General features: G+C 49.6%; 17 protein-coding genes and 1 pseudogene. 7 read left to right on the forward strand and 11 right to left on the reverse strand.

Annotation, left to right across the window (positions count from 1 at the left end; translation table 11 throughout):
- The 4 genes and pseudogenes from ATB02_RS12260 to ATB02_RS12275 all read right to left on the reverse strand — a co-directional run.
- Positions 1 to 1,095, reverse strand: a pseudogene (locus ATB02_RS12260) (IS3-like element IS150 family transposase); the annotation flags it as partial.
- A gap of 296 nt (positions 1,096 to 1,391) precedes the next feature.
- Positions 1,392 to 3,461 carry a glycine--tRNA ligase subunit beta gene (gene glyS / locus ATB02_RS12265; protein ID WP_105271653.1) on the reverse strand — a complete coding sequence of 690 codons (2,070 nt, stop codon included), beginning with the start codon at positions 3,459 to 3,461 and terminating at the stop codon, positions 1,392 to 1,394.
- Between the two features lie 9 nt (positions 3,462 to 3,470).
- Positions 3,471 to 4,382 (reverse strand): glycine--tRNA ligase subunit alpha, encoded by a 912-nt coding sequence (gene glyQ / locus ATB02_RS12270; protein WP_001168544.1) that lies wholly within the window; start codon positions 4,380 to 4,382, stop codon positions 3,471 to 3,473.
- Between the two features lie 94 nt (positions 4,383 to 4,476).
- On the reverse strand, positions 4,477 to 4,776 hold the full coding sequence (locus tag ATB02_RS12275; protein WP_000980161.1) for a YsaB family lipoprotein: 300 nt from the start codon (positions 4,774 to 4,776) through the stop codon (positions 4,477 to 4,479).
- A gap of 174 nt (positions 4,777 to 4,950) precedes the next feature.
- On the opposite strand from ATB02_RS12275, the gene wecH reads away from it, so the two are divergent.
- Positions 4,951 to 5,946 (forward strand): O-acetyltransferase WecH, encoded by a 996-nt coding sequence (gene wecH / locus ATB02_RS12280; RefSeq protein WP_105271654.1) that lies wholly within the window; start codon positions 4,951 to 4,953, stop codon positions 5,944 to 5,946.
- A gap of 41 nt (positions 5,947 to 5,987) precedes the next feature.
- On the opposite strand, the gene yiaA is transcribed toward wecH, so the two are convergent.
- From yiaA to xylA, 4 genes are all read right to left on the reverse strand, one after another.
- A complete protein-coding gene (yiaA, locus tag ATB02_RS12285; RefSeq protein ID WP_001296808.1) occupies positions 5,988 to 6,425 on the reverse strand; it encodes an inner membrane protein YiaA in 438 nt (145 codons plus the stop codon).
- Positions 6,426 to 6,470: 45 nt separating this feature from the next.
- Complete coding sequence (yiaB, locus tag ATB02_RS12290) at positions 6,471 to 6,812, reverse strand: inner membrane protein YiaB (protein WP_010360977.1); 342 nt, start codon at positions 6,810 to 6,812, stop codon at positions 6,471 to 6,473.
- A gap of 167 nt (positions 6,813 to 6,979) precedes the next feature.
- Positions 6,980 to 8,434, reverse strand: coding sequence for a xylulokinase (gene xylB, locus ATB02_RS12295; protein WP_032304020.1), 1,455 nt, complete (start codon positions 8,432 to 8,434; stop codon positions 6,980 to 6,982).
- Between the two features lie 71 nt (positions 8,435 to 8,505).
- The gene (xylA, locus tag ATB02_RS12300; RefSeq protein ID WP_001149573.1) at positions 8,506 to 9,828 is read right to left on the reverse strand and encodes a xylose isomerase; all 1,323 of its coding nucleotides are present in this window, start codon (positions 9,826 to 9,828) and stop codon (positions 8,506 to 8,508) included.
- Positions 9,829 to 10,193: 365 nt separating this feature from the next.
- On the opposite strand from xylA, the gene xylF reads away from it, so the two are divergent.
- From xylF to xylR, 4 genes are all read left to right on the forward strand, one after another.
- Positions 10,194 to 11,186 (forward strand): D-xylose ABC transporter substrate-binding protein, encoded by a 993-nt coding sequence (gene xylF, locus ATB02_RS12305; RefSeq protein WP_001296518.1) that lies wholly within the window; start codon positions 10,194 to 10,196, stop codon positions 11,184 to 11,186.
- A 77-nt stretch (positions 11,187 to 11,263) separates the two neighbouring features.
- Positions 11,264 to 12,805: a D-xylose ABC transporter ATP-binding protein gene (gene xylG, locus ATB02_RS12310; RefSeq protein ID WP_105271655.1), complete on the forward strand. Its 1,542-nt coding sequence runs from the start codon at positions 11,264 to 11,266 to the stop codon at positions 12,803 to 12,805.
- On the forward strand, positions 12,783 to 13,964 hold the full coding sequence (gene xylH / locus ATB02_RS12315) for a xylose ABC transporter permease XylH (RefSeq protein ID WP_000045978.1): 1,182 nt from the start codon (positions 12,783 to 12,785) through the stop codon (positions 13,962 to 13,964). The genes xylG and xylH overlap by 23 nt, the downstream gene beginning before the upstream one ends.
- 77 nt (positions 13,965 to 14,041) lie before the next feature.
- Positions 14,042 to 15,220 carry a D-xylose utilization transcriptional activator XylR gene (xylR, locus tag ATB02_RS12320; protein WP_000494495.1) on the forward strand — a complete coding sequence of 393 codons (1,179 nt, stop codon included), beginning with the start codon at positions 14,042 to 14,044 and terminating at the stop codon, positions 15,218 to 15,220.
- 108 nt (positions 15,221 to 15,328) lie between these two features.
- Here the strand turns inward: xylR and ATB02_RS12325 are convergent, their stop codons facing one another.
- Entirely contained in the window at positions 15,329 to 16,153 is an 825-nt protein-coding gene (locus ATB02_RS12325) for a protein bax (protein WP_001364291.1), read from the reverse strand.
- A gap of 319 nt (positions 16,154 to 16,472) precedes the next feature.
- Here ATB02_RS12325 and malS point away from each other — a divergent pair, with 319 nt between their 5' ends.
- Together malS and avtA are read left to right on the forward strand one after the other, a co-directional pair.
- Positions 16,473 to 18,503, forward strand: coding sequence for an alpha-amylase (gene malS / locus ATB02_RS12330; protein WP_105271656.1), 2,031 nt, complete (start codon positions 16,473 to 16,475; stop codon positions 18,501 to 18,503).
- 177 nt (positions 18,504 to 18,680) lie between these two features.
- Positions 18,681 to 19,934 (forward strand): valine--pyruvate transaminase, encoded by a 1,254-nt coding sequence (gene avtA / locus ATB02_RS12335; RefSeq protein WP_039020896.1) that lies wholly within the window; start codon positions 18,681 to 18,683, stop codon positions 19,932 to 19,934.
- Between the two features lie 151 nt (positions 19,935 to 20,085).
- On the opposite strand, the gene ATB02_RS12340 is transcribed toward avtA, so the two are convergent.
- Positions 20,086 to 20,559, reverse strand: a complete 474-nt coding sequence (locus ATB02_RS12340; RefSeq protein WP_001353579.1) for a 4Fe-4S binding protein — start codon at positions 20,557 to 20,559, stop codon at positions 20,086 to 20,088.
- A 101-nt stretch (positions 20,560 to 20,660) separates the two neighbouring features.
- Positions 20,661 to 21,509, reverse strand: a complete 849-nt coding sequence (yiaJ, locus tag ATB02_RS12345) for an IclR family transcriptional regulator YiaJ (RefSeq protein ID WP_000514241.1) — start codon at positions 21,507 to 21,509, stop codon at positions 20,661 to 20,663.
- Positions 21,510 to 21,532 lie beyond the last annotated feature (23 nt).

Consider the following 21,532-nt stretch of genomic DNA (forward strand, 5'->3'; position numbering starts at 1 on the left):
ACTGCCATCCCTGGTCAGAGTGCAGAACAGGATGCTCGTGAGGATTAAGCTTTTTGAATGCCTGATCGAGCATATTCTCAACCATGTTCATCACTGGTCTTTCCGAAAGGCTGTAAGAAATAACTTCGTTGTTGAAGAGATCTATTACTGGAGACAAATACAGCTTGCGCCCATTGACTGCAAATTCAGTAACATCGGTAACCCACTTCTCGTTTGGCCGCGTAGCCTTGAAATCTCTTTGGAGAACATTAGGGGCGGTTTGCCCTACCTCTCCTCTGTAAGAGCGGTATCGCTTGACCTTAATCGCTGCTTTAAGTGAGAGGGTTCCCATCAGGCGCTGAACAGCTTTATGGTTAATCTGTTTCCCTTCTCGATGAAGAGACAGCGTTACCCTACGGTATCCGTATCGGCCTCTATTCTCGTGATAAATCTCACTAATACGCTTTTTAACGTCCGCATACTTGTCAGGCTTGCTGAGAGCCTTTAGATGATAATAAAACGTACTGCGCGGTATCTCCGCAGCCCTGAGAAGCTCATCAAGAGGATAAAACTGCCTTAGCTCGTTGAGTACTTTAACTTTTTCGTGGGATGAGCTAAGGCTTTCAGCTTTTTTAGATACATAAGCCGCGTTTCAAGAAATCGAACTTGCCTTTCAAGATCCTCAATGCGTCGGTCTTTTGACAGCTCCAATGCTGATGCCGCTTTTTCTGGATCAACTGATATTGCAATGTTTCTTTTGGTGCCAATCTTGAGCGCGCGTAAACCAGCTTCTCCGCGCTCTTCATAGACCTTCAGCCACCTGGCTACAGAACCACTACCAGCAAGCATAAAGTGAGCAGCAGCCTGATTAAGGGACATGTGCTGCTCGATCACAGCTTTCACGACCTTAATACGCAACTCTGGATCAGCACTAACGCCTTTAGGTTTGGGAATTAAACCTTTTTCTCCATGTTTTTCATAGAGGGCAACCCATGTCCTGACCTGGGTTCGGGGGACACCAAAACGTGCCGAGATGATCCTGTAACCATCATCAGTTGTGAAGTAGTGATTCACGACTTCAAGGCGCTTTTCAAAAGGGTATTTTGGCTTTGACATATTAGGGGCTATTCCATTTCATCGTCCAACAAAATGGGTGCAGTACACTTTGATTTATAGTCAGGTGGGGCTTTTCTCTGTCTGCCTTTCGGTGAATACCTGAGACAAACAGTCTCAAGCACCCGCAGCTATTCTAGCTTAATAAGTTCGTTTCTTCTCCTTGATATAATCCTAAAAAAATCTCATAAAATTAATATATGAGACAATCTTTATTCATCAGAAGATTATTAAAGGTTGCTCTATTATTTAGCGATAAAAAAGCCTGCCAGATGGCAGGCTTTTTAATAACGACGTTATTACTGCAACAGCGAAATATCCGCAACTCGCAGGAATAATTCGCGCAGTTTCTCCAGCATGGTAAGACGGTTGATTCGCAATTCTTTGTCATCAACCATGACCATCACTTTATCGAAGAAGGCATCAACCGGTTCACGCAGCTCAGCCAGTTCGACCAGCGCATCCTGGTAACGACCTTCAGCAAAGTACGGCTCTAGCTTGTCACGTAGCACCACAACCTGCATCGCCAGTTTAATTTCTTCCGGCTCTTTCAGAGTAGAGGCATTCACGCGGTCGCTCAGCACTTCGTCAGATTTCGCCAGAATGTTAGATACACGCTTGTTCGCCGCCGCCAGTGCTGCAGCTGCATCCAGGGTACGGAAGTGCGATACCGCTTTCATTCGGGCATCGAAATCAGCCGGACGAGTCGAACGACGCGCCAGTACCGCCTGGATGGTGTCAACGGTGTAACCTTCGTCCTGATACCAGGCGCGGAAGCGACCGAGCATAAAGTCGATAACATCATCAACCACGTTGGCATTAGTCAGCTTATCGCCATACAGACGCACTGCTTCTTCGGTCAGGGTTTGCAGGTCAAGATTGAGGTTCTTCTCAACGATAATACGCAGCACGCCAAGTGCGGCACGACGCAACGCAAACGGGTCTTTGTCGCCTTTCGGATGCTGGCCGATACCGAAGATACCCGCCAGAGTATCCATCTTGTCAGCTATCGCCAGCGCACAGGCTACCGGGTTAGACGGCAGGTCATCACCGGCAAAGCGCGGCTGATACTGCTCGTTCAGCGCCACGGCAACATCTTCCGCTTCGCCATCGTGACGCGCGTAGTGCATCCCCATAACGCCCTGGGTGTCGGTGAACTCGAAGACCATGTTGGTCATCAGGTCGCACTTGGACAGCAGGCCCGCACGGGTTGCGTGGTTAACGTCAGCGCCAATCTGTTCAGCAATCCAGCCAGCCAGCGCCTGGATGCGGTCAGTTTTGTCGCGCAGTGTACCCAGCTGTTGCTGGAACAACACGGTTTGCAGGCGCGGCAGGTTATCTTCCAGCCGTTTTTTACGGTCGGTGTTGAAGAAGAACTCGGCATCCGCCAGACGTGGGCGAACGACTTTTTCATTACCGGAAATAATTTGCTGCGGATCTTTCGATTCGATATTGGCAACGAAGATAAAGTTCGGCAGCAGTTTGCCGTCGTTCGCATACACCGGGAAGTATTTCTGGTCACCTTTCATGGTGTAAACCAGCGCTTCAGACGGCACCGCGAGGAATTTCTCTTCGAATTTTGCGGTCAGCACAACCGGCCATTCCACCAGCGAAGCGACTTCTTCCAACAGGCTTTCGCTTAAGTCAGCGTTACCGCCAATCTTACGCGCCGCTTCTTCGGCATCGGCTTTAATCTTCGCCTTACGTTCTTCGTAATCGGCGATGACTTTCCCGCGCTCACGCAGAATTTCCGGATACTGATCAGCATTGTCGATAGTGAATTCCGGCTCGCCCATAAAGCGGTGGCCGCGAATCACGCGATCGGACTGAATGCCCAGAATGGTAGCCGGAATAACTTTGTCGCCCAGCAGCAGGGTCACGGTGTGAACCGGACGCACGAAGTGCACGTCGCTTGCGCCCCAACGCATCAGTTTCGGGATCGGCAGCTTCGCCAGCGAAGTGGCGACCATATTCGGCAGCAGGGCTTCGGTGCTTTCGCCCTTCACGTGGGCGCGATACAGCAACCATTCGCCTTTATTGGTAGTCAGACGCTCAGCCTGGTCAACGGTAATACCGCAACCACGCGCCCAGCCTTCTGCCGCTTTGCTCGGTTTGCCTTCAGCATCGAACGCCTGGGCAATCGCCGGGCCGCGTTTTTCGATTTCACGATCCGGTTGCGCTTCCGCCAGGTTAGCTACTTTCAGCGCCAGACGACGCGGAGCAGCAAACCATTGAACGGTGCCGTGTGCGAGGCCAGCGTTATCCAGCTCCGCAGTAAAGTTCGCAGCAAAGGACTCAGCCAGGCTGCGCAGTGCTTTTGGTGGCAGCTCTTCAGTGCCGATTTCCACCAGAAAAGTTTTCTCAGACATAGCCGCCTCTTACTTATCTTTGTTGCACATCGGGAAGCCGAGGGCTTCACGGGAAGCGTAGTATGCTTCTGCCACTGCTTTGGTCAGGGTGCGAATGCGCAGAATATAGCGCTGACGCTCAGTGACGGAGATAGCTTTACGCGCATCCAGCAGGTTGAAGCTGTGGGCGGCTTTCAGAATACGCTCGTAGGCTGGCAACGGCAGCGGATTTTCCAGCGCCAGCAGCTGCTGCGCTTCTTTCTCGTATTGCTCGAAGCAGGTGAACAGGAAGTCCACATCCGCGTATTCGAAGTTGTAAGTGGACTGCTCCACTTCGTTCTGATGGAACACGTCGCCGTAGGTGGTTTTACCCAGCGGACCGTCGCTCCAGACCAGGTCGTAAACGCTGTCTACGCCCTGAATGTACATGGCCAGACGTTCCAGACCGTAGGTGATCTCGCCGGTAACCGGTTTACACTCCAGACCACCAACCTGCTGGAAGTAAGTGAACTGCGTCACTTCCATGCCGTTCAGCCACACTTCCCAGCCCAGCCCCCAGGCACCCAAAGTCGGGTTTTCCCAGTTATCTTCCACGAAACGGATATCGTGGATAGTCGGATCCATGCCCAGCTCTTTCAGGGAACCGAGGTACAGCTCCTGAATATTGTCCGGCGATGGCTTAATGACCACCTGGAACTGATAGTAGTGCTGTAAGCGGTTGGGGTTTTCGCCGTAGCGACCATCGGTCGGGCGACGAGAAGGCTGAACATAAGCAGCCGCCATCGGTTCTGGCCCCAGCGCGCGCAGACAGGTCATTGGGTGAGAGGTTCCCGCGCCGACTTCCATGTCCAATGGTTGAACAATGGTGCAGCCCTGGCGAGCCCAGTAATCCTGTAAGGTCAGGATCAAGCCCTGGAAGGTCCTGGTATCAAACTTTTGCATATTATTTCGTGCTGGATACGTGTGGATTTAAAGGAAGGGATCAGTATACCCGCTGGATGGAAGATATACAGTACGAAACGGGAAAAAGCAGGGCTTAACGCATGGAAAGATGCAAAAAATGGCCATCCGCGTCAAAAGAACAGACAAACTGCTCTTTCCGGAAGGTATAACCACGCATTTCGTAGCTTCCCTGGAACTGTTCGAAGGCGGTGACGTCGATTTTTTGCTCGCCGGTGTTATAACGTTTTGCCGCCTGATCCTTGCATAACGCTTCCATATTCAACGAACGCAGCGGATCAACTTTTACCCGTTGTGCTTTCTGCACGGGTGGCGGTGTCGAGCATCCCACTAACACTACAAGCGCCATTGCCGGAAAGAAAGAGTTCATCATCATTAAATTACCGTCTGGTTTGCAGGTGAGTCTTATTATTTATATCGGTATAGTGGCTGATATCTTACGAATTTCCTTAAGCCTCTATAAGCTGTAGTGATAAAACTCAGATTATTCCAGTGCGCCAACCGAATGATTTATCGGTCAGACTTTTTTTAACCAGATACAGAGACACAGATGCAGCCCAAAATTTACTGGATTGATAACCTGCGAGGGATAGCGTGTTTAATGGTGGTGATGATTCACACCACAACCTGGTATGTGACCAATGCTCATAGTGTTAGCCCCGCTACCTGGGATATCGCCAATGTTCTGAATTCTGCCTCTCGTGTCAGCGTGCCGCTATTTTTCATGATTTCCGGCTATCTCTTTTTTGGCGAACGCAGCGCCCAGCCGCGCCATTTCTTACGTATCGGCTTATGTCTGCTTTTTTATAGCGCAATCGCACTGCTCTACATTGCGCTGCTTACCTCCATCAATGTGGAGTTAGCGCTGAAAAACCTGCTGCAAAAGCCAGTGTTTTACCACTTATGGTTTTTCTTCGCGATTGCGGTGATTTATCTGGTTTCACCGCTGATTCAGGTGAAGAACGTCGGCGGAAAAATGTTGCTGGTACTAATGGTGGTGATTGGTATTATCGCTAACCCAAATACTGTGCCGCAGAAAATTGACGGTTTTGAATGGCTGCCAATTAACTTATATATCAATGGCGATACTTTTTACTACATCCTGTATGGCATGTTGGGCCGCGCTATAGGGATGATGGACACACAGCATAAAGCACTGTCGTGGGTGTGCGCCGCACTGTTTGCGACGGGGGTTTTTATTATCTCTCGCGGGACATTATATGAATTGCAGTGGCGCGGAAATTTTGCCGATACCTGGTATCTTTACTGTGGGCCGATGGTTTTTATCTGCGCAATCGCACTATTGACTCTGGTTAAAAACACGCTGGATACACATACTGTTCCCGGGCTTGGGCTGATATCACGCCATTCTTTAGGTATATACGGGTTCCATGCATTGATTATCCATGCGCTGCGCACCCGGGGGATTGAGCTTAAAAACTGGCCAATACTGGATATTATTTGGATCTTTTGCGCGACGTTGGCAGCGAGTTTGTTACTTTCTGTGCTGTTACAACGAATCGATAGAAACAGACTAGTGAGTTAAGTAAAAGCCCGGTCACATTGGACTGACCGGGCTTACGTGAATTATTCGCTGTATTCTTCCTGGGTAACCTGTGTTTCTTTTGGTGGGTTTATTCCGGCATCACGAATATTCTTCTGCACCGCTACTGCACCAAACAAGCTTAAGAAGAAAGCCAGCCCATAAAAACCTTTTTCGCTGAGTAATAACGTCGCATTCCACAGACCTACCATCAATAACGCAACAGAGATAATAAAGACAGTCAGGCAGGTCATATAATAAATGGAGGTAGTCGGTATGCCTTCATACTTGTCACGAACGGTCTTTTGATAAGATGCCGCAGAAAACAGTCCTAGCACCAGCACGGCAAAATAATATCCTTTTTCATTTAACTGCATCTCTGCATTCCATAGCCCTAATAGATAGGTAACGATACCACCAACAAGAGCTATCCATGACACAATACTGAATGCCGGAGAATAGGTTGATATTTTGTTGTCCATCACAGTATTCCTTTCATTCCTGAATGTGTAAGAGCTTTATGTTGCTCATGCCGAGCGAAACAAACGCATTTGACCAAACAAGCAAACAAAAAAGGCGATGGGATAAATCACCATTTCATAAGCATTGATAGGCGCATTTAAAACACCGATAAACAAGAGACCGATTGTGATTAACGCTACCAACTGGCAGACATGGATAAAAAAATCATCCAGTTGCCCGAGTTTTTCAGCACGAAGATATGCATAGTTGCCAAAAGTTGCCGTCATTAACACGCCAAGAAAATAGCCTTTTCCACTTAACAATGGGCATGAGATCCATAGCCCAAGCAGATAAACCAGCGCCCCGACAACAAATAATAGTTTTGCCACAGTCTTTGAGGTTTTCATAACGATCTCCATATCTACCAGCGATACATTACGAGTAACCAACGAAAGACAAAACTGAAAAATGCCATTAACAAATGATTTCAGAATAAATTCATACTAAATATTAATTAATTACTGATATATATAGATGTGAATTATCCCCCACCCGGTCAGGCAGGGGATAACGTTTACGCCATTAATGGCAGAAGTTGCTGATAGAGGCGACGGAACGTTTCACGTCGTGGCTGATAAGTGGCATAACGCTGCGCATCTGGTAAATGCGACTGTTCTAACGGCAGTTGTGGCAACAACTCAATGAGCGATTTCTCTGGATTCGCCGCAATCTGCGCCAGCCTTGCTGCGCCCAGTGCTGGCCCCACATCCCCCCCCGTGCGGTAATCGAGTTGCTGACCGCTGATATCCGCCAGCATCTGACGCCAGTACTCACTACGCGCCCCGCCACCAATCAACGTAACACTTTGCGGTTTAATGCCGCAGGCATGCACGACATCCATGCCATCTGCCAGCGCATAACCCACGCCTTCCAGCACTGCTCGCGCCAGTTCATTGGGGCCATGTTGATGAGTCAAACCAAAGAAAACCCCCTTCGCCTGGGGATTATTGTGTGGTGTACGCTCGCCGGAAAGATAAGGCAGAAACCAGACAGGCTCGGCACTTTCATCAGCCTGTTGAGCAGCCGCGATTAAAGCTGGGACATTGTTCAGGCCCGTTAATTTCGCGGCCCAATCCAGACACGACGCTGCACTCAGCATCACAGACATTAAATGCCAACGCTGCGGTAGCGCATGGCAAAAGCTGTGTACGGCGCTTTCTGGCTTGCTTAAGAACCCTTCGCTGACAGCAAAATAGACCCCCGACGTCCCCAGCGATAACATTGCCTGATTAGCATCAACCATTCCTACACCAACCGCACCAGCTGCATTATCACCACCGCCTGCGACAACTGGCACTGCCGCCATACCCCATGCTTTCGCAACTTCAGGTAGCAAAGCACCAGTAATTTCGCTGCCTTCGTATAATGCGGGCATCTGGTCACGAGATAAGTGGCAAGCCTGCAGCATGACGTCACTCCAGTCACGCTTTGCGACATCCAGCCACATGGTGCCAGCTGCGTCAGACATATCGCTGGCAAACTCCCCCGTCATACGCAGACGCAAGTAATCTTTCGGTAATAATACTTTGTCGATTTGACGGAATATCTCCGGCTCATGCCGCTGAACCCATAGCAATTTAGGCGCAGTAAATCCGGGCATCATCAGGTTACCGGTAATCACCCGTGATTGCGGAACTCGCGCTTCCAGCAAAGTGCACTCTTGCGCACAGCGCCCGTCGTTCCACAAAATGGCAGGGCGTAATACCCGTTGCTGGGCATCCAGTAAGGTTGCACCGTGCATCTGGCCGGCAATACCCAATGCTTTAACGTCCTGCAGAGAATGCTGATCGCCCAGAGCTTTCATTGCGCGATCAGTTGCCTGCCACCACTGTTCCGGGTCTTGTTCCGACCAGAGTGGATGCGGGCGCGAAACGGTCAGCTTTTCCGTTTGCGAAGCAACCACCTCACCCTGCTCGTTGAGCAAAATAACTTTTACGCCCGAGGTGCCAAGATCTATCCCGATATACATATCGATCGTTCCTTAAAAAAATGCCCGGTATCGCTACCGATAACCGGGCCAACGGACTGCACAGTTAGCCGTTATTTGTCGAACAGATAATGGTTTACCAGATTTTCCAGTTGCTCCTGGCGACCACTCTGATGCACCGGAGACAAATTATGTTCCTGAGCATATTTGGCTAAATCTGCCAGTGACATTTGGCCTTTCAGGATTTGCTGGCCTAATTCGCTATTCCAGCCGGAATAACGCTGCGCGATGCGTTTATCCAGCTCGCCATCTTCAATCATGCGTGCTGCAATTTTCAGCGCCAACGCCATCGTATCCATCGCGCCGATATGACCGTAAAACAGATCATATTTATCAGTACTTTGACGACGGACTTTGGCATCGAAGTTCAGACCGCCGGTGGTGAAACCGCCTGCTTTGAGAATTTCATACATCACCAGCGCATTCTCTTCCACACTGTTCGGGAACTGGTCGGTGTCCCAGCCCAGTTGTGCATCGCCACGGTTGGCGTCGACAGAACCGAACAGGCCAAGCGCAATGGCGGTGGCTATTTCATGATGGAAAGAGTGACCTGCCAGCGTCGCGTGGTTAGCTTCAATGTTCAGTTTAATCTCTTTTTCCAGACCAAACTGTTTCAGGAAGCCATACACCGTCGCGGCATCGTAATCATATTGATGTTTAGTCGGTTCTTGCGGTTTCGGTTCGATAAGCAACGTGCCCTGGAAACCGATTTTATGTTTATGCTCAACCACCATCTGCATAAAGCGGCCCAGTTGTTCACGCTCCTGACGCAAGTCGGTATTTAACAGCGTTTCGTAACCTTCACGACCGCCCCACAGAACATAGTTTTCACCGCCCAATTTATGGGTTGCTTCCATCGCCGTAACGACTTGCGTCGCCGCCCAACTGAAGACTTCAGGATCTGGGTTCGTCGCTGCGCCCGCGCCGTAGCGAGGGTTTGTAAAGCAGTTCGCGGTTCCCCACAGCAGCTTCACGCCGCTCTCTTCTTGCTTGCCTGCCAGGACATCAACCATTTGCGCAAAATTATTGATGTACTCTTTTAACGAAGCACCCTCAGGGGAAACATCCACATCGTGGAAGCAATAAAATGGCACATGTAACTTGTGGAAAAACTCAAATGCGACATCTGCTTTACGCTTCGCCAACGCCAGTGCCTCACCAGGCTGCTGCCACGGACGATTAAACGCCCCCACACCAAACATGTCCGCCCCGTTCCAGCAGAAGGTGTGCCAGTAGCAGGCGGCAAAACGCAAGTGCTCTTCCATACGCTTGCCCAACACCAGTTCGTCGGGATTATAGTGATGGAATGCTAACGGGTTAGAGGATTTTGAGCCTTCATAACGAACGCGATCGAGCTGGTCAAAATAGGCTTGCATATTGAACTCCATAATCAGGTAATGCCGCGGGTGATGGATGATGTCGTAATATTGGGCACTCCCTTTCAGTTGCTCAATTATGTTATTTCACACTGCTATTGAGATAATTCACAAGTGTGCGCTCGCTCGCAAAATAAAATGGAATGATGAAACTGGGTAATTCCTCGAAGAGAAAAATGCAATAAGTACAATTGCGCAACAAAAGTAAGATCTCGGTCATAAATCAAGAAATAAACCAAAAATCGTAATCGAAAGATAAAAATCTGTAATTGTTTTCCCCTGTTTAGTTGCTAAAAATTGGTTACGTTTATCGCGGTGATTGTTACTTATTAAAGCTGTCCTCTAACTACAGAAGGCCCTACACCATGAAAATAAAGAACATTCTACTCACCCTTTGCACCTCACTTCTGCTTACCAACGTTGCGGCGCACGCCAAAGAAGTCAAAATAGGTATGGCGATTGATGATCTCCGTCTTGAACGCTGGCAAAAAGATCGAGATATCTTTGTGAAAAAGGCAGAATCTCTCGGCGCGAAAGTATTTGTACAGTCTGCAAATGGCAATGAAGAAACACAAATGTCGCAGATTGAAAACATGATTAACCGGGGTGTCGATGTTCTTGTCATTATTCCGTATAACGGTCAGGTATTAAGTAACGTTGTAAAAGAAGCCAAACAAGAAGGTATTAAAGTATTAGCTTACGACCGTATGATTAACGATGCGGATATCGATTTTTATATTTCTTTCGATAATGAAAAAGTCGGTGAACTGCAGGCAAAAGCCCTGGTCGATATTGTTCCGCAAGGTAATTACTTCCTGATGGGCGGTTCGCCGGTAGATAACAACGCTAAGCTGTTCCGCGCCGGACAAATGAAAGTGTTAAAACCTTACGTTGATTCCGGAAAAATTAAAGTCGTTGGTGACCAATGGGTTGATGGCTGGTTACCGGAAAACGCACTGAAAATTATGGAAAACGCGCTGACCGCCAATAATAACAAAATTGATGCCGTGGTTGCCTCAAACGATGCCACCGCAGGTGGGGCAATTCAGGCATTAAGTGCGCAAGGTTTATCAGGGAAAGTAGCAATATCCGGCCAGGATGCGGATCTCGCAGGTATTAAACGTATTGCTGCCGGTACGCAAACTATGACGGTGTATAAACCTATTACATTGTTGGCAAATACTGCCGCAGAAATTGCCGTTGAGTTGGGCAATGGTCAGGAACCAAAAGCAGATACCACACTGAATAATGGTCTGAAAGATGTTCCCTCCCGCCTGCTGACACCGATCGATGTGAATAAAAACAACATCAAAGATACGGTAGTTAAAGACGGATTCCACAAAGAGAGCGAGCTGTAAGCGTTACGCCCCGGCACAGAGCGGGGGCGTGATTTCTCTCCATGCCGTGTAAATTAATTGGCTTAGGTGGAGTCGTTATGCCTTATCTACTTGAAATGAAGAACATTACCAAAACCTTCGGCAGTGTGAAGGCAATTGATAACGTTAGCTTGCGGTTGAATGCCGGCGAAATCGTCTCACTCTGCGGGGAAAATGGGTCTGGTAAATCAACGCTGATGAAAGTGCTGTGTGGTATTTATCCCCATGGCTCCTACGAAGGCGACATTATTTTTGCGGGAGAAGAGATTCAGGCGAGTCACATCCGCGATACCGAACGCAAAGGTATCGCTATCATTCACCAGGAATTGGCCCTGGTGAAAGAATTGACCGTACTGGAAAATATTTTCCTGGGTAACGAAATAACCCACAATGGTATTATGGACTATGATCTGATGACGCTACGCTGTCAGAAGCTGCTCGCACAGGTCAGTTTATCCATTTCACCAGATACCCGCGTTGGCGATTTAGGGTTAGGGCAACAACAACTGGTTGAAATTGCCAAGGCACTTAATAAACAGGTGCGCTTGTTAATTCTCGATGAGCCGACAGCCTCATTAACTGAGCAGGAAACGTCGGTTTTACTGGATATTATTCGCGATCTACAACAGCACGGTATCGCCTGTATTTATATTTCGCACAAACTCAACGAAGTCAAAGCGATTTCCGATACGATTTGCGTTATTCGCGACGGTCAGCACATTGGTACGCGTGATGCTGCCGGAATGAGTGAAGACGATATTATCACCATGATGGTCGGGCGAGAGTTAACCGCGCTTTACCCTAATGAACCACATACCACCGGAGATGAAATATTACGTATTGAACATCTGACGGCATGGCATCCGGTTAATCGTCATATTAAACGAGTTAATGATGTCTCGTTTTCCCTGAAACGTGGCGAAATACTGGGTATTGCCGGACTCGTTGGTGCCGGACGTACCGAGACCATTCAGTGCCTGTTTGGCGTGTGGCCCGGACAATGGGAAGGAAAAATTTATATTGATGGCAAACAGGTAGATATTCGTAACTGTCAGCAAGCCATCGCCCAGGGGATTGCGATGGTACCCGAAGACAGAAAGCGCGACGGCATCGTTCCGGTAATGGCGGTTGGTAAAAATATTACCCTCGCCGCACTCAATAAATTTACCGGCGATATTAGCCAGCTTGATGACGCGGCAGAGCAAAAATGTATTCTGGAATCAATCCAGCAACTCAAAGTTAAAACGTCGTCCCCCGACCTTGCTATTGGACGTTTGAGCGGCGGCAATCAGCAAAAAGCGATCCTCGCTCGCTGTCTGTTACTCAACCCGCGCATTCTCATTCTTGATGAACCTACCAGGGGTATCGATATTGGCGCGAAATACGAGATCTACAAATTAATTAACCAACTCGTCCAGCAGGGTATTGCCGTTATTGTCATCTCTTCCGAATTACCTGAAGTGCTCGGCCTTAGCGATCGTGTACTGGTGATGCATGAAGGGAAACTAAAAGCCAACCTGATAAATCATAACCTGACTCAGGAGCAGGTGATGGAAGCCGCATTGAGGAGCGAACATCATGTCGAAAAGCAATCCGTCTGAAGTGAAATTGGCCGTACCGACATCCGGTGGCTTTTCCGGGCTGAAGTCACTGAATTTGCAGGTCTTCGTGATGATTGCAGCTATCATCGCAATCATGCTGTTCTTTACCTGGACCACCGATGGTGCCTACTTAAGCGCCCGTAACGTCTCCAACCTGTTACGCCAGACCGCGATTACCGGCATCCTCGCGGTAGGAATGGTGTTCGTCATAATTTCTGCTGAAATCGACCTTTCCGTCGGCTCAATGATGGGGCTATTAGGTGGCGTCGCGGCGATTTGTGACGTCTGGCTAGGCTGGCCTTTGCCACTTACCATCATTGTGACGTTGGTTCTGGGACTGCTTCTCGGAGCCTGGAACGGATGGTGGGTTGCATACCGCAAAGTCCCTTCATTTATTGTCACCCTTGCGGGCATGTTGGCATTTCGCGGCATACTCATTGGCATCACCAACGGCACGACGGTTTCCCCCACCAGTGCCGCGATGTCACAAATTGGGCAAAGCTATCTACCTGCCAGCACCGGCTTCATCATTGGCGCGCTTGGCTTAATGGCTTTTGTTGGCTGGCAATGGCGCGGAAGAATGCGCCGTCAGGCTTTGGGTTTGCAGTCTCCGGCCTCTACCGCAGTTGTCGGCCGCCAGGCATTAACGGCGATTATCGTCTTAGGCGCAATCTGGCTGTTGAATGATTACCGTGGCGTTCCCACTCCCGTTCTGCTGCTGACGTTGCTGTTACTCGGCGGAATGTTTATGGCAACGCGGACGGCATTTGGAAGACGCATTTATGCCATCGGCGGCAATCTGGAAGCAGCACGGCTCTCCGGGATTAACGTTGAACGCACCAAACTTGCCGTGTTCGCTATTAACGGATTAATGGTAGCCATCGCCGGATTAATCCTCAGTTCTCGACTTGGCGCTGGTTCACCTTCTGCGGGAAATATCGCCGAACTGGACGCAATTGCCGCATGTGTGATTGGCGGCACCAGTCTGGCAGGCGGCGTCGGGAGCGTGGCCGGAGCGGTAATGGGGGCATTCATCATGGCTTCACTGGATAACGGCATGAGTATGATGGATGTACCGACCTTCTGGCAGTATATCGTTAAAGGTGCGATTCTGTTGCTGGCAGTATGGATGGACTCCGCAACCAAACGCCGTTCTTGATTTTCATAAAAGTTTTCTCAAAACCGGTAACTTATTACCGGTTTTGAGTTTTTGCATGATTCAGCAGGAAAAGAACCATGTTTACTAAACGTCACCGCATCACATTGCTGTTCAATGCTAATAAAGCCTATGACCGTCAGGTAGTAGAAGGCGTAGGGGAATATTTACAGGCGTCACAATCGGAATGGGATATTTTCATTGAAGAAGATTTCCGCGCCCGCATTGATAAAATCAAGGACTGGTTAGGAGATGGCGTCATTGCCGACTTCGATGACAAACAAATCGAGCAAGCACTGGCTAACGTCGACGTCCCCATTGTTGGGGTTGGTGGTTCGTATCACCTTGCCGAAAGTTACCCACCCGTTCATTACATTGCCACCGATAACTATGCACTGGTTGAAAGCGCATTTTTGCATTTAAAAGAGAAAGGCGTTAACCGCTTTGCTTTTTATGGTCTTCCGGAATCCAGCGGCAAACGTTGGGCCACTGAACGCGAATATGCATTCCGTCAGCTTGTCGCCGAAGAAAAGTATCGCGGAGTGGTTTATCAGGGGTTAGAAACAGCGCCAGAGAACTGGCAACACGCGCAAAATCGGCTGGCAGACTGGCTACAAACGCTGCCACCGCAAACCGGGATTATTGCCGTTACTGACGCCCGGGCGCGGCATATTCTGCAAGTATGTGAACATCTACACATTCCCGTACCGGAAAAATTATGCGTGATTGGCATCGATAACGAAGAACTGACCCGCTATCTGTCGCGTGTCGCCCTTTCTTCGGTCGCTCAGGGCGCACGGCAAATGGGCTATCAGGCGGCAAAACTGTTGCATCGATTATTAGATAAAGAAGAAATGCCGCTACAGCGGATTTTGGTCCCACCAGTTCGCGTCATTGAACGGCGCTCAACAGATTACCGTTCGCTGACCGATCCCGCCGTTATTCAGGCCATGCATTACATTCGTAATCACGCCTGTAAAGGGATTAAAGTGGATCAGGTACTCGATGCCGTCGGGATCTCGCGCTCCAATCTTGAGAAGCGTTTTAAAGAGGAGGTGGGTGAAACCATCCATGCCATGATTCATGCCGAGAAGCTGGAGAAAGCGCGCAGTCTGCTGATTTCAACCACCTTATCGATCAATGAGATATCGCAAATGTGCGGTTATCCATCGCTGCAATATTTCTACTCTGTTTTTAAAAAAGCATATGACACGACGCCAAAAGAGTATCGCGATGTAAATAGCGAGGTCATGTTGTAGCGATGATGAGAATTGTCGGCGTCGCATCAGGCAACGCTGCGTGGTTGTCGCATGCGGCGTGAACGCCTTATCCGACCAACAAGTCGGATAAGGCTTCAGGGAATACAATTACATATGCGCCGCGATTAACCGTTGGTTATCCTGGTACATTGCGAACAGGTAGTTGTTATAACTCTTCCCTTTGGTCGAGTAGCCCTTCAGCTTGTGAATCATCGCTGTGGCAGTCACTTCCTGATCCGCTTTACGCAGTTGTGCACGCGATTTACGGAACGAAGAGTAAGCCGGGTGAGTATTCAGGTTAGTGACATAGGCGCTCACCGATTCTTTGACAGAACTGAACTGTGAGTACCCCTTCACTTTACCCGGCGCATTGGTACAACGTCCTTTCATGCACTTCATGCCGAATAGGTTGTTGTTGCTACGCGCCAGTTTCGACGTTCCCCAACCGCTTTCTGCTGCAGCCATCGTCGCCACCATACTGGTAGGAATAATGTCTACGCGTTCAAGCAAGGTATTCCACGGGATTTTTCGCGTATTACCGGACCACTTCACCTTGTAGCGTTTGGCGATGTCTTTCAGACGCGCACGCTCAGCAGGTGACCATTGGCCCTGATACTGTTTTGAAATGAGCCAGTTACGTTCCGCAGTAATGGCCGCATTTTGGCTGGTAATGTAAGGCATTACGGTCCGGAGAAACGCTTTTTTCCTTGGTGTTCCGGAAGGGTATTTTCGCAAATCAGGAAGTGAACTACTCTTTGCACTATTGCGAGAATACTCTTGTTTACTGCTTACCTGTTTATTACTAGCTTTAGTTAAGTGGGACTTTTGACTCGCTGTTGTTGTGTGCGTCTTCGCTAACACCTCACTCGAAAACACCAGAGTGAGTAACATAAGAATCATCGCCCCATATCGTCGTATGGGAGTCAAAATCATCAGGTCTCCTGGTCGGATTTAATCATTCCAACACCTTATATTTTTCACAAATTTGAGAGTTGAATCTCAAATCATATCAAAAATAGCCGTCAAGAGCACCCCAAGGAATAGTCCAAATCTGAAACTATGTCACGTGTTAACGATTCAGATTGGCGCTAAATCGCAGAAAATGTGGGGTTTATCGCAAAATTCGGCCGTTTTTTGCGCGCGATCGCTCACCCTTGCTTCTCATCCTGTGGACTTACCGCTCAGGGATGAGTTTTGTCTGGCTTATCGCTGGCAAACTGTCTGAAATCGCAGCAATAAGGACTCATCCGCCATGAAACTCGCCGCCTGTTTTCTGACACTCCTTCCTGGCTTCGCCGTTGCCGCCAGCTGGACTTCTCCGGGGTTCCCTGCCTTTAGCGAACAGGGAACGGGAACATTTGTCAGCCACGCGCAGTTGCCCAAAGGTACGCGTCCACTCACGCTAAATTTTGACCAACAGTGCTGGCAGCCTGCGGATGCGATAAAACTCAATCAGATGCTTTCCCTGCAACCTTGTAGCAACACGCCACCTCAATGGCGATTGTTCAGGGACGGCGAATATACGCTGCAACTAGACACCCGCTCCGGTACACCAACATTGATGATTTCCATCCAGAACGCCGTCGAACCGGTAGCAAGCCTGGTCCGTGAATGCCCGAAATGGGATGGATTACCGCTCACACTGGATGTCAGCGCCACTTTTCCGGAGGGAGCCGCAGTCCGGGATTATTACAGCCAGCAAATTGCGATAGTGAAGAACGGTCAAATAACGTTACAACCCGCTGCCACCAGCAACGGTTTACTTCTGCTGGAACGGGCAGAAACTGACACATCCGCCCCTTTCGACTGGCATAACGCCACGGTTTACTTTGTGCTGACAGATCGTTTCGAAAACGGCGATCCCAGTAATGACCAGAGTTACGGACGTCATAAAGACGGTATGGCAGAAATTGGTACTTTTCACGGCGGCGATTTACGCGGCCTGACCAACAAACTGGATTACCTCCAGCAGCTGGGCGTCAATACTTTATGGATAAGCGCCCCATTTGAGCAAATTCACGGCTGGGTCGGCGGCGGTACAAAAGGCGATTTCCCGCATTATGCCTACCACGGTTATTACACACAGGACTGGACGAATCTTGATGCCAATATGGGCAGCGAAGCCGATCTACGGACGCTGGTTGATAGCGCGCATCAGCGCGGTATTCGTATTCTCTTTGATGTCGTGATGAACCACACCGGCTATGCCACACTGGCGGATATGCAGGAGTATCAGTTTGGCGCGTTATATCTTTCTGGTGACGAAGTGAAAAAAACGTTGGGTGAACGCTGGAGCGACTGGAAACCCGCCGCCGGGCAAACCTGGCATAGCTTTAACGATTACATTAATTTCAGCGACAAAACAGGCTGGGATAAATGGTGGGGAAAAAACTGGATCAGAACGGATATCGGCGACTACGACAATCCTGGATTTGACGATCTCACCATGTCGCTGGCCTTTTTACCGGATATCAAAACCGAATCAACTACCGCTTCTGGCCTGCCAGTGTTCTATAACAACAAAACGGATACCCACGCTAAAGCCATTGACGGCTTTACCCCTCGAGATTACTTAACCCATTGGTTAAGCCAGTGGGTCCGTGACTACGGAATTGATGGTTTTCGGGTCGATACCGCCAAGCATGTTGAGTTGCCCGCCTGGCAGCAACTGAAAACCGAAGCCAGCGCCGCACTTCGCGAATGGAAAAAAGCGAATCCCGATAAAGCGTTAGATGACACACCGTTCTGGATGACCGGTGAAGCCTGGGGCCACGGCGTGATGCAAAGTGACTACTATCGCCACGGCTTCGATGCGATGATCAATTTCGATTATCAGGAGCTGGCGGCTAAAGCAGTCGATTGTCTGGCGCAGATGGATACGACCTGGCAGCAAATGGCAGAGAAATTGCAGGATTTCAACGTGTTGAGCTATCTTTCGTCGCATGATACTCGTTTGTTTCGAGAAGGGGGCGACAAAGCAGCAGAGTTATTGTTATTAGCGCCAGGTGCAGTACAAATCTTTTATGGTGATGAATCCTCTCGTCCGTTCGGTCCTACCGGTTCTGATCCGCTGCAAGGCACGCGTTCGGATATGAACTGGCAGGATGTTAGCGGTAAATCTGCCGCTAGCGTCGCGCACTGGCAGAAAATCAGCCAGTTCCGCGCCCGCCATCCCGCAATTGGCGCGGGCAAACAAACGACACTTTCGCTGAAGCAGGGCTACGGCTTTGTTCGTGAGCATGGCGACGATAAAGTGCTGGTCGTCTGGGCGGGGCAACAGTAACGTTTCCGGCTTCCCGTTCGTCAGTACCTCGGGAAGCCGCCAACCAGGATAAAATGTCAGCCCTAATCAGCGTTGCAGGATAAAGCACCGCTCCCACTTCAACAGACCGATTTGCACCCCAGCAAATGTAGCGTTATTGTTACCTTCCTTGCTACAGAGTTCGACAGATATCCCGCTATGACATTCTCCCTTTTTGGTGACAAATTTACCCGCCACTCCGGCATTACGCTGCTGATGGAAGATCTGAACGACGGTTTACGCACGCCTGGCGCGATTATGCTCGGCGGCGGTAATCCAGCGCAGATCCCGGAAATGCAGGACTACTTCCAGACGCTACTGACCGACATGCTGGAAAGTGGCAAAGCGACTGATGCACTGTGCAATTACGACGGTCCACAGGGGAAAACGGAGCTACTCACACTGCTTGCCGGAATGCTACGCGAGAAGTTGGGTTGGGATATCGAACCACAGAATATTGCACTAACAAACGGCAGCCAGAGCGCGTTTTTCTACTTATTTAATCTGTTCGCCGGACGCCGTGCCGATGGTCGGGTTAAAAAAGTGCTGTTCCCGCTGGCACCGGAATACATTGGCTACGCTGACGCCGGACTGGAAGAAGATCTGTTTGTCTCTGCGCGTCCAAATATTGAACTGCTGCCAGGTGGCCAATTTAAATACCACGTCGATTTTGAGCATCTGCACATTGGCGAAGAGACCGGGATGATTTGCGTCTCCCGACCGACGAATCCAACAGGCAATGTGATTACTGACGAAGAATTATTGAAACTGGACGCACTGGCGAATCAGCACGGTATTCCGCTGGTGATTGATAACGCTTATGGCGTCCCGTTCCCGGGTATCATCTTCAGCGAAGCGCGCCCGCTGTGGAATCCGAATATTGTACTGTGCATGAGTCTTTCCAAGCTGGGACTACCGGGTTCGCGCTGCGGCATTATCATCGCCAATGAAAAAATCATCACCGCCATCACCAACATGAACGGCATTATCAGCCTGGCGCCTGGCGGTATTGGTCCGGCGATAATGTGTGAAATGATTAAACGTAACGATCTGCTGCGCCTGTCTGAAACAGTCATCAAACCGTTTTACTACCAGCGTGTTCAGGAAACTATCGCTATCATTCGCCGCTATTTACCGGAAGATCGCTGCCTGATTCATAAACCGGAAGGAGCCATTTTCCTCTGGCTATGGTTTAAGGATTTGCCAATTACGACCGAGCAGCTCTACCAGCGCCTGAAAGCACGGGGCGTGCTGATGGTGCCGGGGCACAACTTCTTCCCAGGGCTGGATAAACCGTGGCCACATACACATCAATGTATGCGTATGAACTACGTGCCGGAGCCGGATAAAATTGAAGCGGGGGTGAAGATTCTGGCGGAAGAGATTGAACGCGCCTGGGCTGAAAGTCATTAAAAATTGCCTGATGCGCTACGCTTATCAGGCCTACATCATTTCTGCAATATATTGAATTTGGAATAATTTGTAGGCCGGATAAGGCGTTTAAGCCGCATCCGGCATAAACAAAGCGCACTATTCCTGCGTTAAAAAACGCCGGAAAAACGTTTCAAACAGACTGCTGCCGTAGCCGATGCCGCTGCACTTTCTCGACATCCATGCATTGCAACGCTTGTGTTGGGCAAGCTTCAACACAAGCCGGTCCCGTCGCCCGATGCCAGCACAGATCGCACTTAATCGCCCTCGCCTTTGTGCGTGAAGAAACGACCTCCATCGCACCAAACGGGCAAGCCAGCATACAGCTTTTACAGCCAATACAACGTGATTGTTCAACGAAAATATGCCCATGTTCGCGACTTATCGCGTCAACAGGGCACACATTTGCGCACGGTGCATCTTCACACTGATGGCAGGCTACTGCCGTGGTGTAAGTATGATCTTTAATGACACGAATACGCGAAATAAACTCACCGGGTGACAACGCAGCGCAATCCTGATTCTCCTGATGCGACACTGCGCAAGCCACTTCACAGGTACGGCAACCGATACATTTCGTCGCATCCGCAATAATAAACCGGTTCATGATCACTCCTTTGCACTAAAACAGCAGAGTGCCAGAGAGCGCGTCTCTACTGCTTTGATCCAACGAAGGAAATGTTAAAGTTTTGGCACTTGTCCAGAGCGTTATGTGATCGCGCCCTGGTCGTCCCTGACAGTAAATCCCAGTTCATTAGAAATAGCCTGCGCGGTTTCACGCAGTGGTTTCAGGAGATTTTTCTCCCCCACCTGTTTCAGACGTGATGTCGAAAGCGAAATCGACACGGCGTACGGCACCCGCCCATGAATATCAAACACCGGAACAGCAATACAGGAGACGCCGAGTTCGTTTTCTTCTCTGTCCATCGCCGCTCCGCTTTCACGAATGTGCGCCAGTTCGTCGAACATCGCGGGCAGCTCGGTAATGGTATTGCGGGTTAACGGCTGGATCTCATGCTGATGGCTTTCCCAGTATGACTTCACGTAGTCCGGGTGACCAAACGCCATGTAGATCTTGCCCATTGCGGAACAGTAGAGCGGCATATGCTGGCCTATATAAGCTCGGGTTCGCAGCATCCCGGTCGTGGGTTCCAGCTTATAAATCAAAATAGCGTGATCGTCTTCGCGGCTGGAGAAGTTAATGGTTTCACCAGTGGCGATGTTCAGTGCCTCAAGATGCGGAGCGGCGATATGAATGATATTCAGCGAAGACAGCGCCTTCTGCCCGACGGCAATAAATTTGGTAGTCAGGCGGTAACTCCCTGCGGCGGGCGCGGTGGTCACATAGCCGCAGGATTGTAATCCCTGCAATAAGCGATGGACGGTACTCTTATTTAAACCAGCCAGCTCCGAAAGATGCGCCAACGGACAACCGTTTGGATAGTTGCTCAAAATCTCAATCAGCATCAACCCGCGAAACAGACTTTGGCTTCCGGCTGGACGCTCTTTTTCCTGCGCCATCTCGTTCTCTTTTTTTCCCATCACTTCTTTCCCCATTTTGTCGCGTCCTGATGGTAGCG

It is taken from the genome of Escherichia sp. MOD1-EC5189 (assembly GCF_002966045.1).
Classification (GTDB): Bacteria; Pseudomonadota; Gammaproteobacteria; order Enterobacterales; family Enterobacteriaceae; genus Escherichia; species Escherichia coli_F.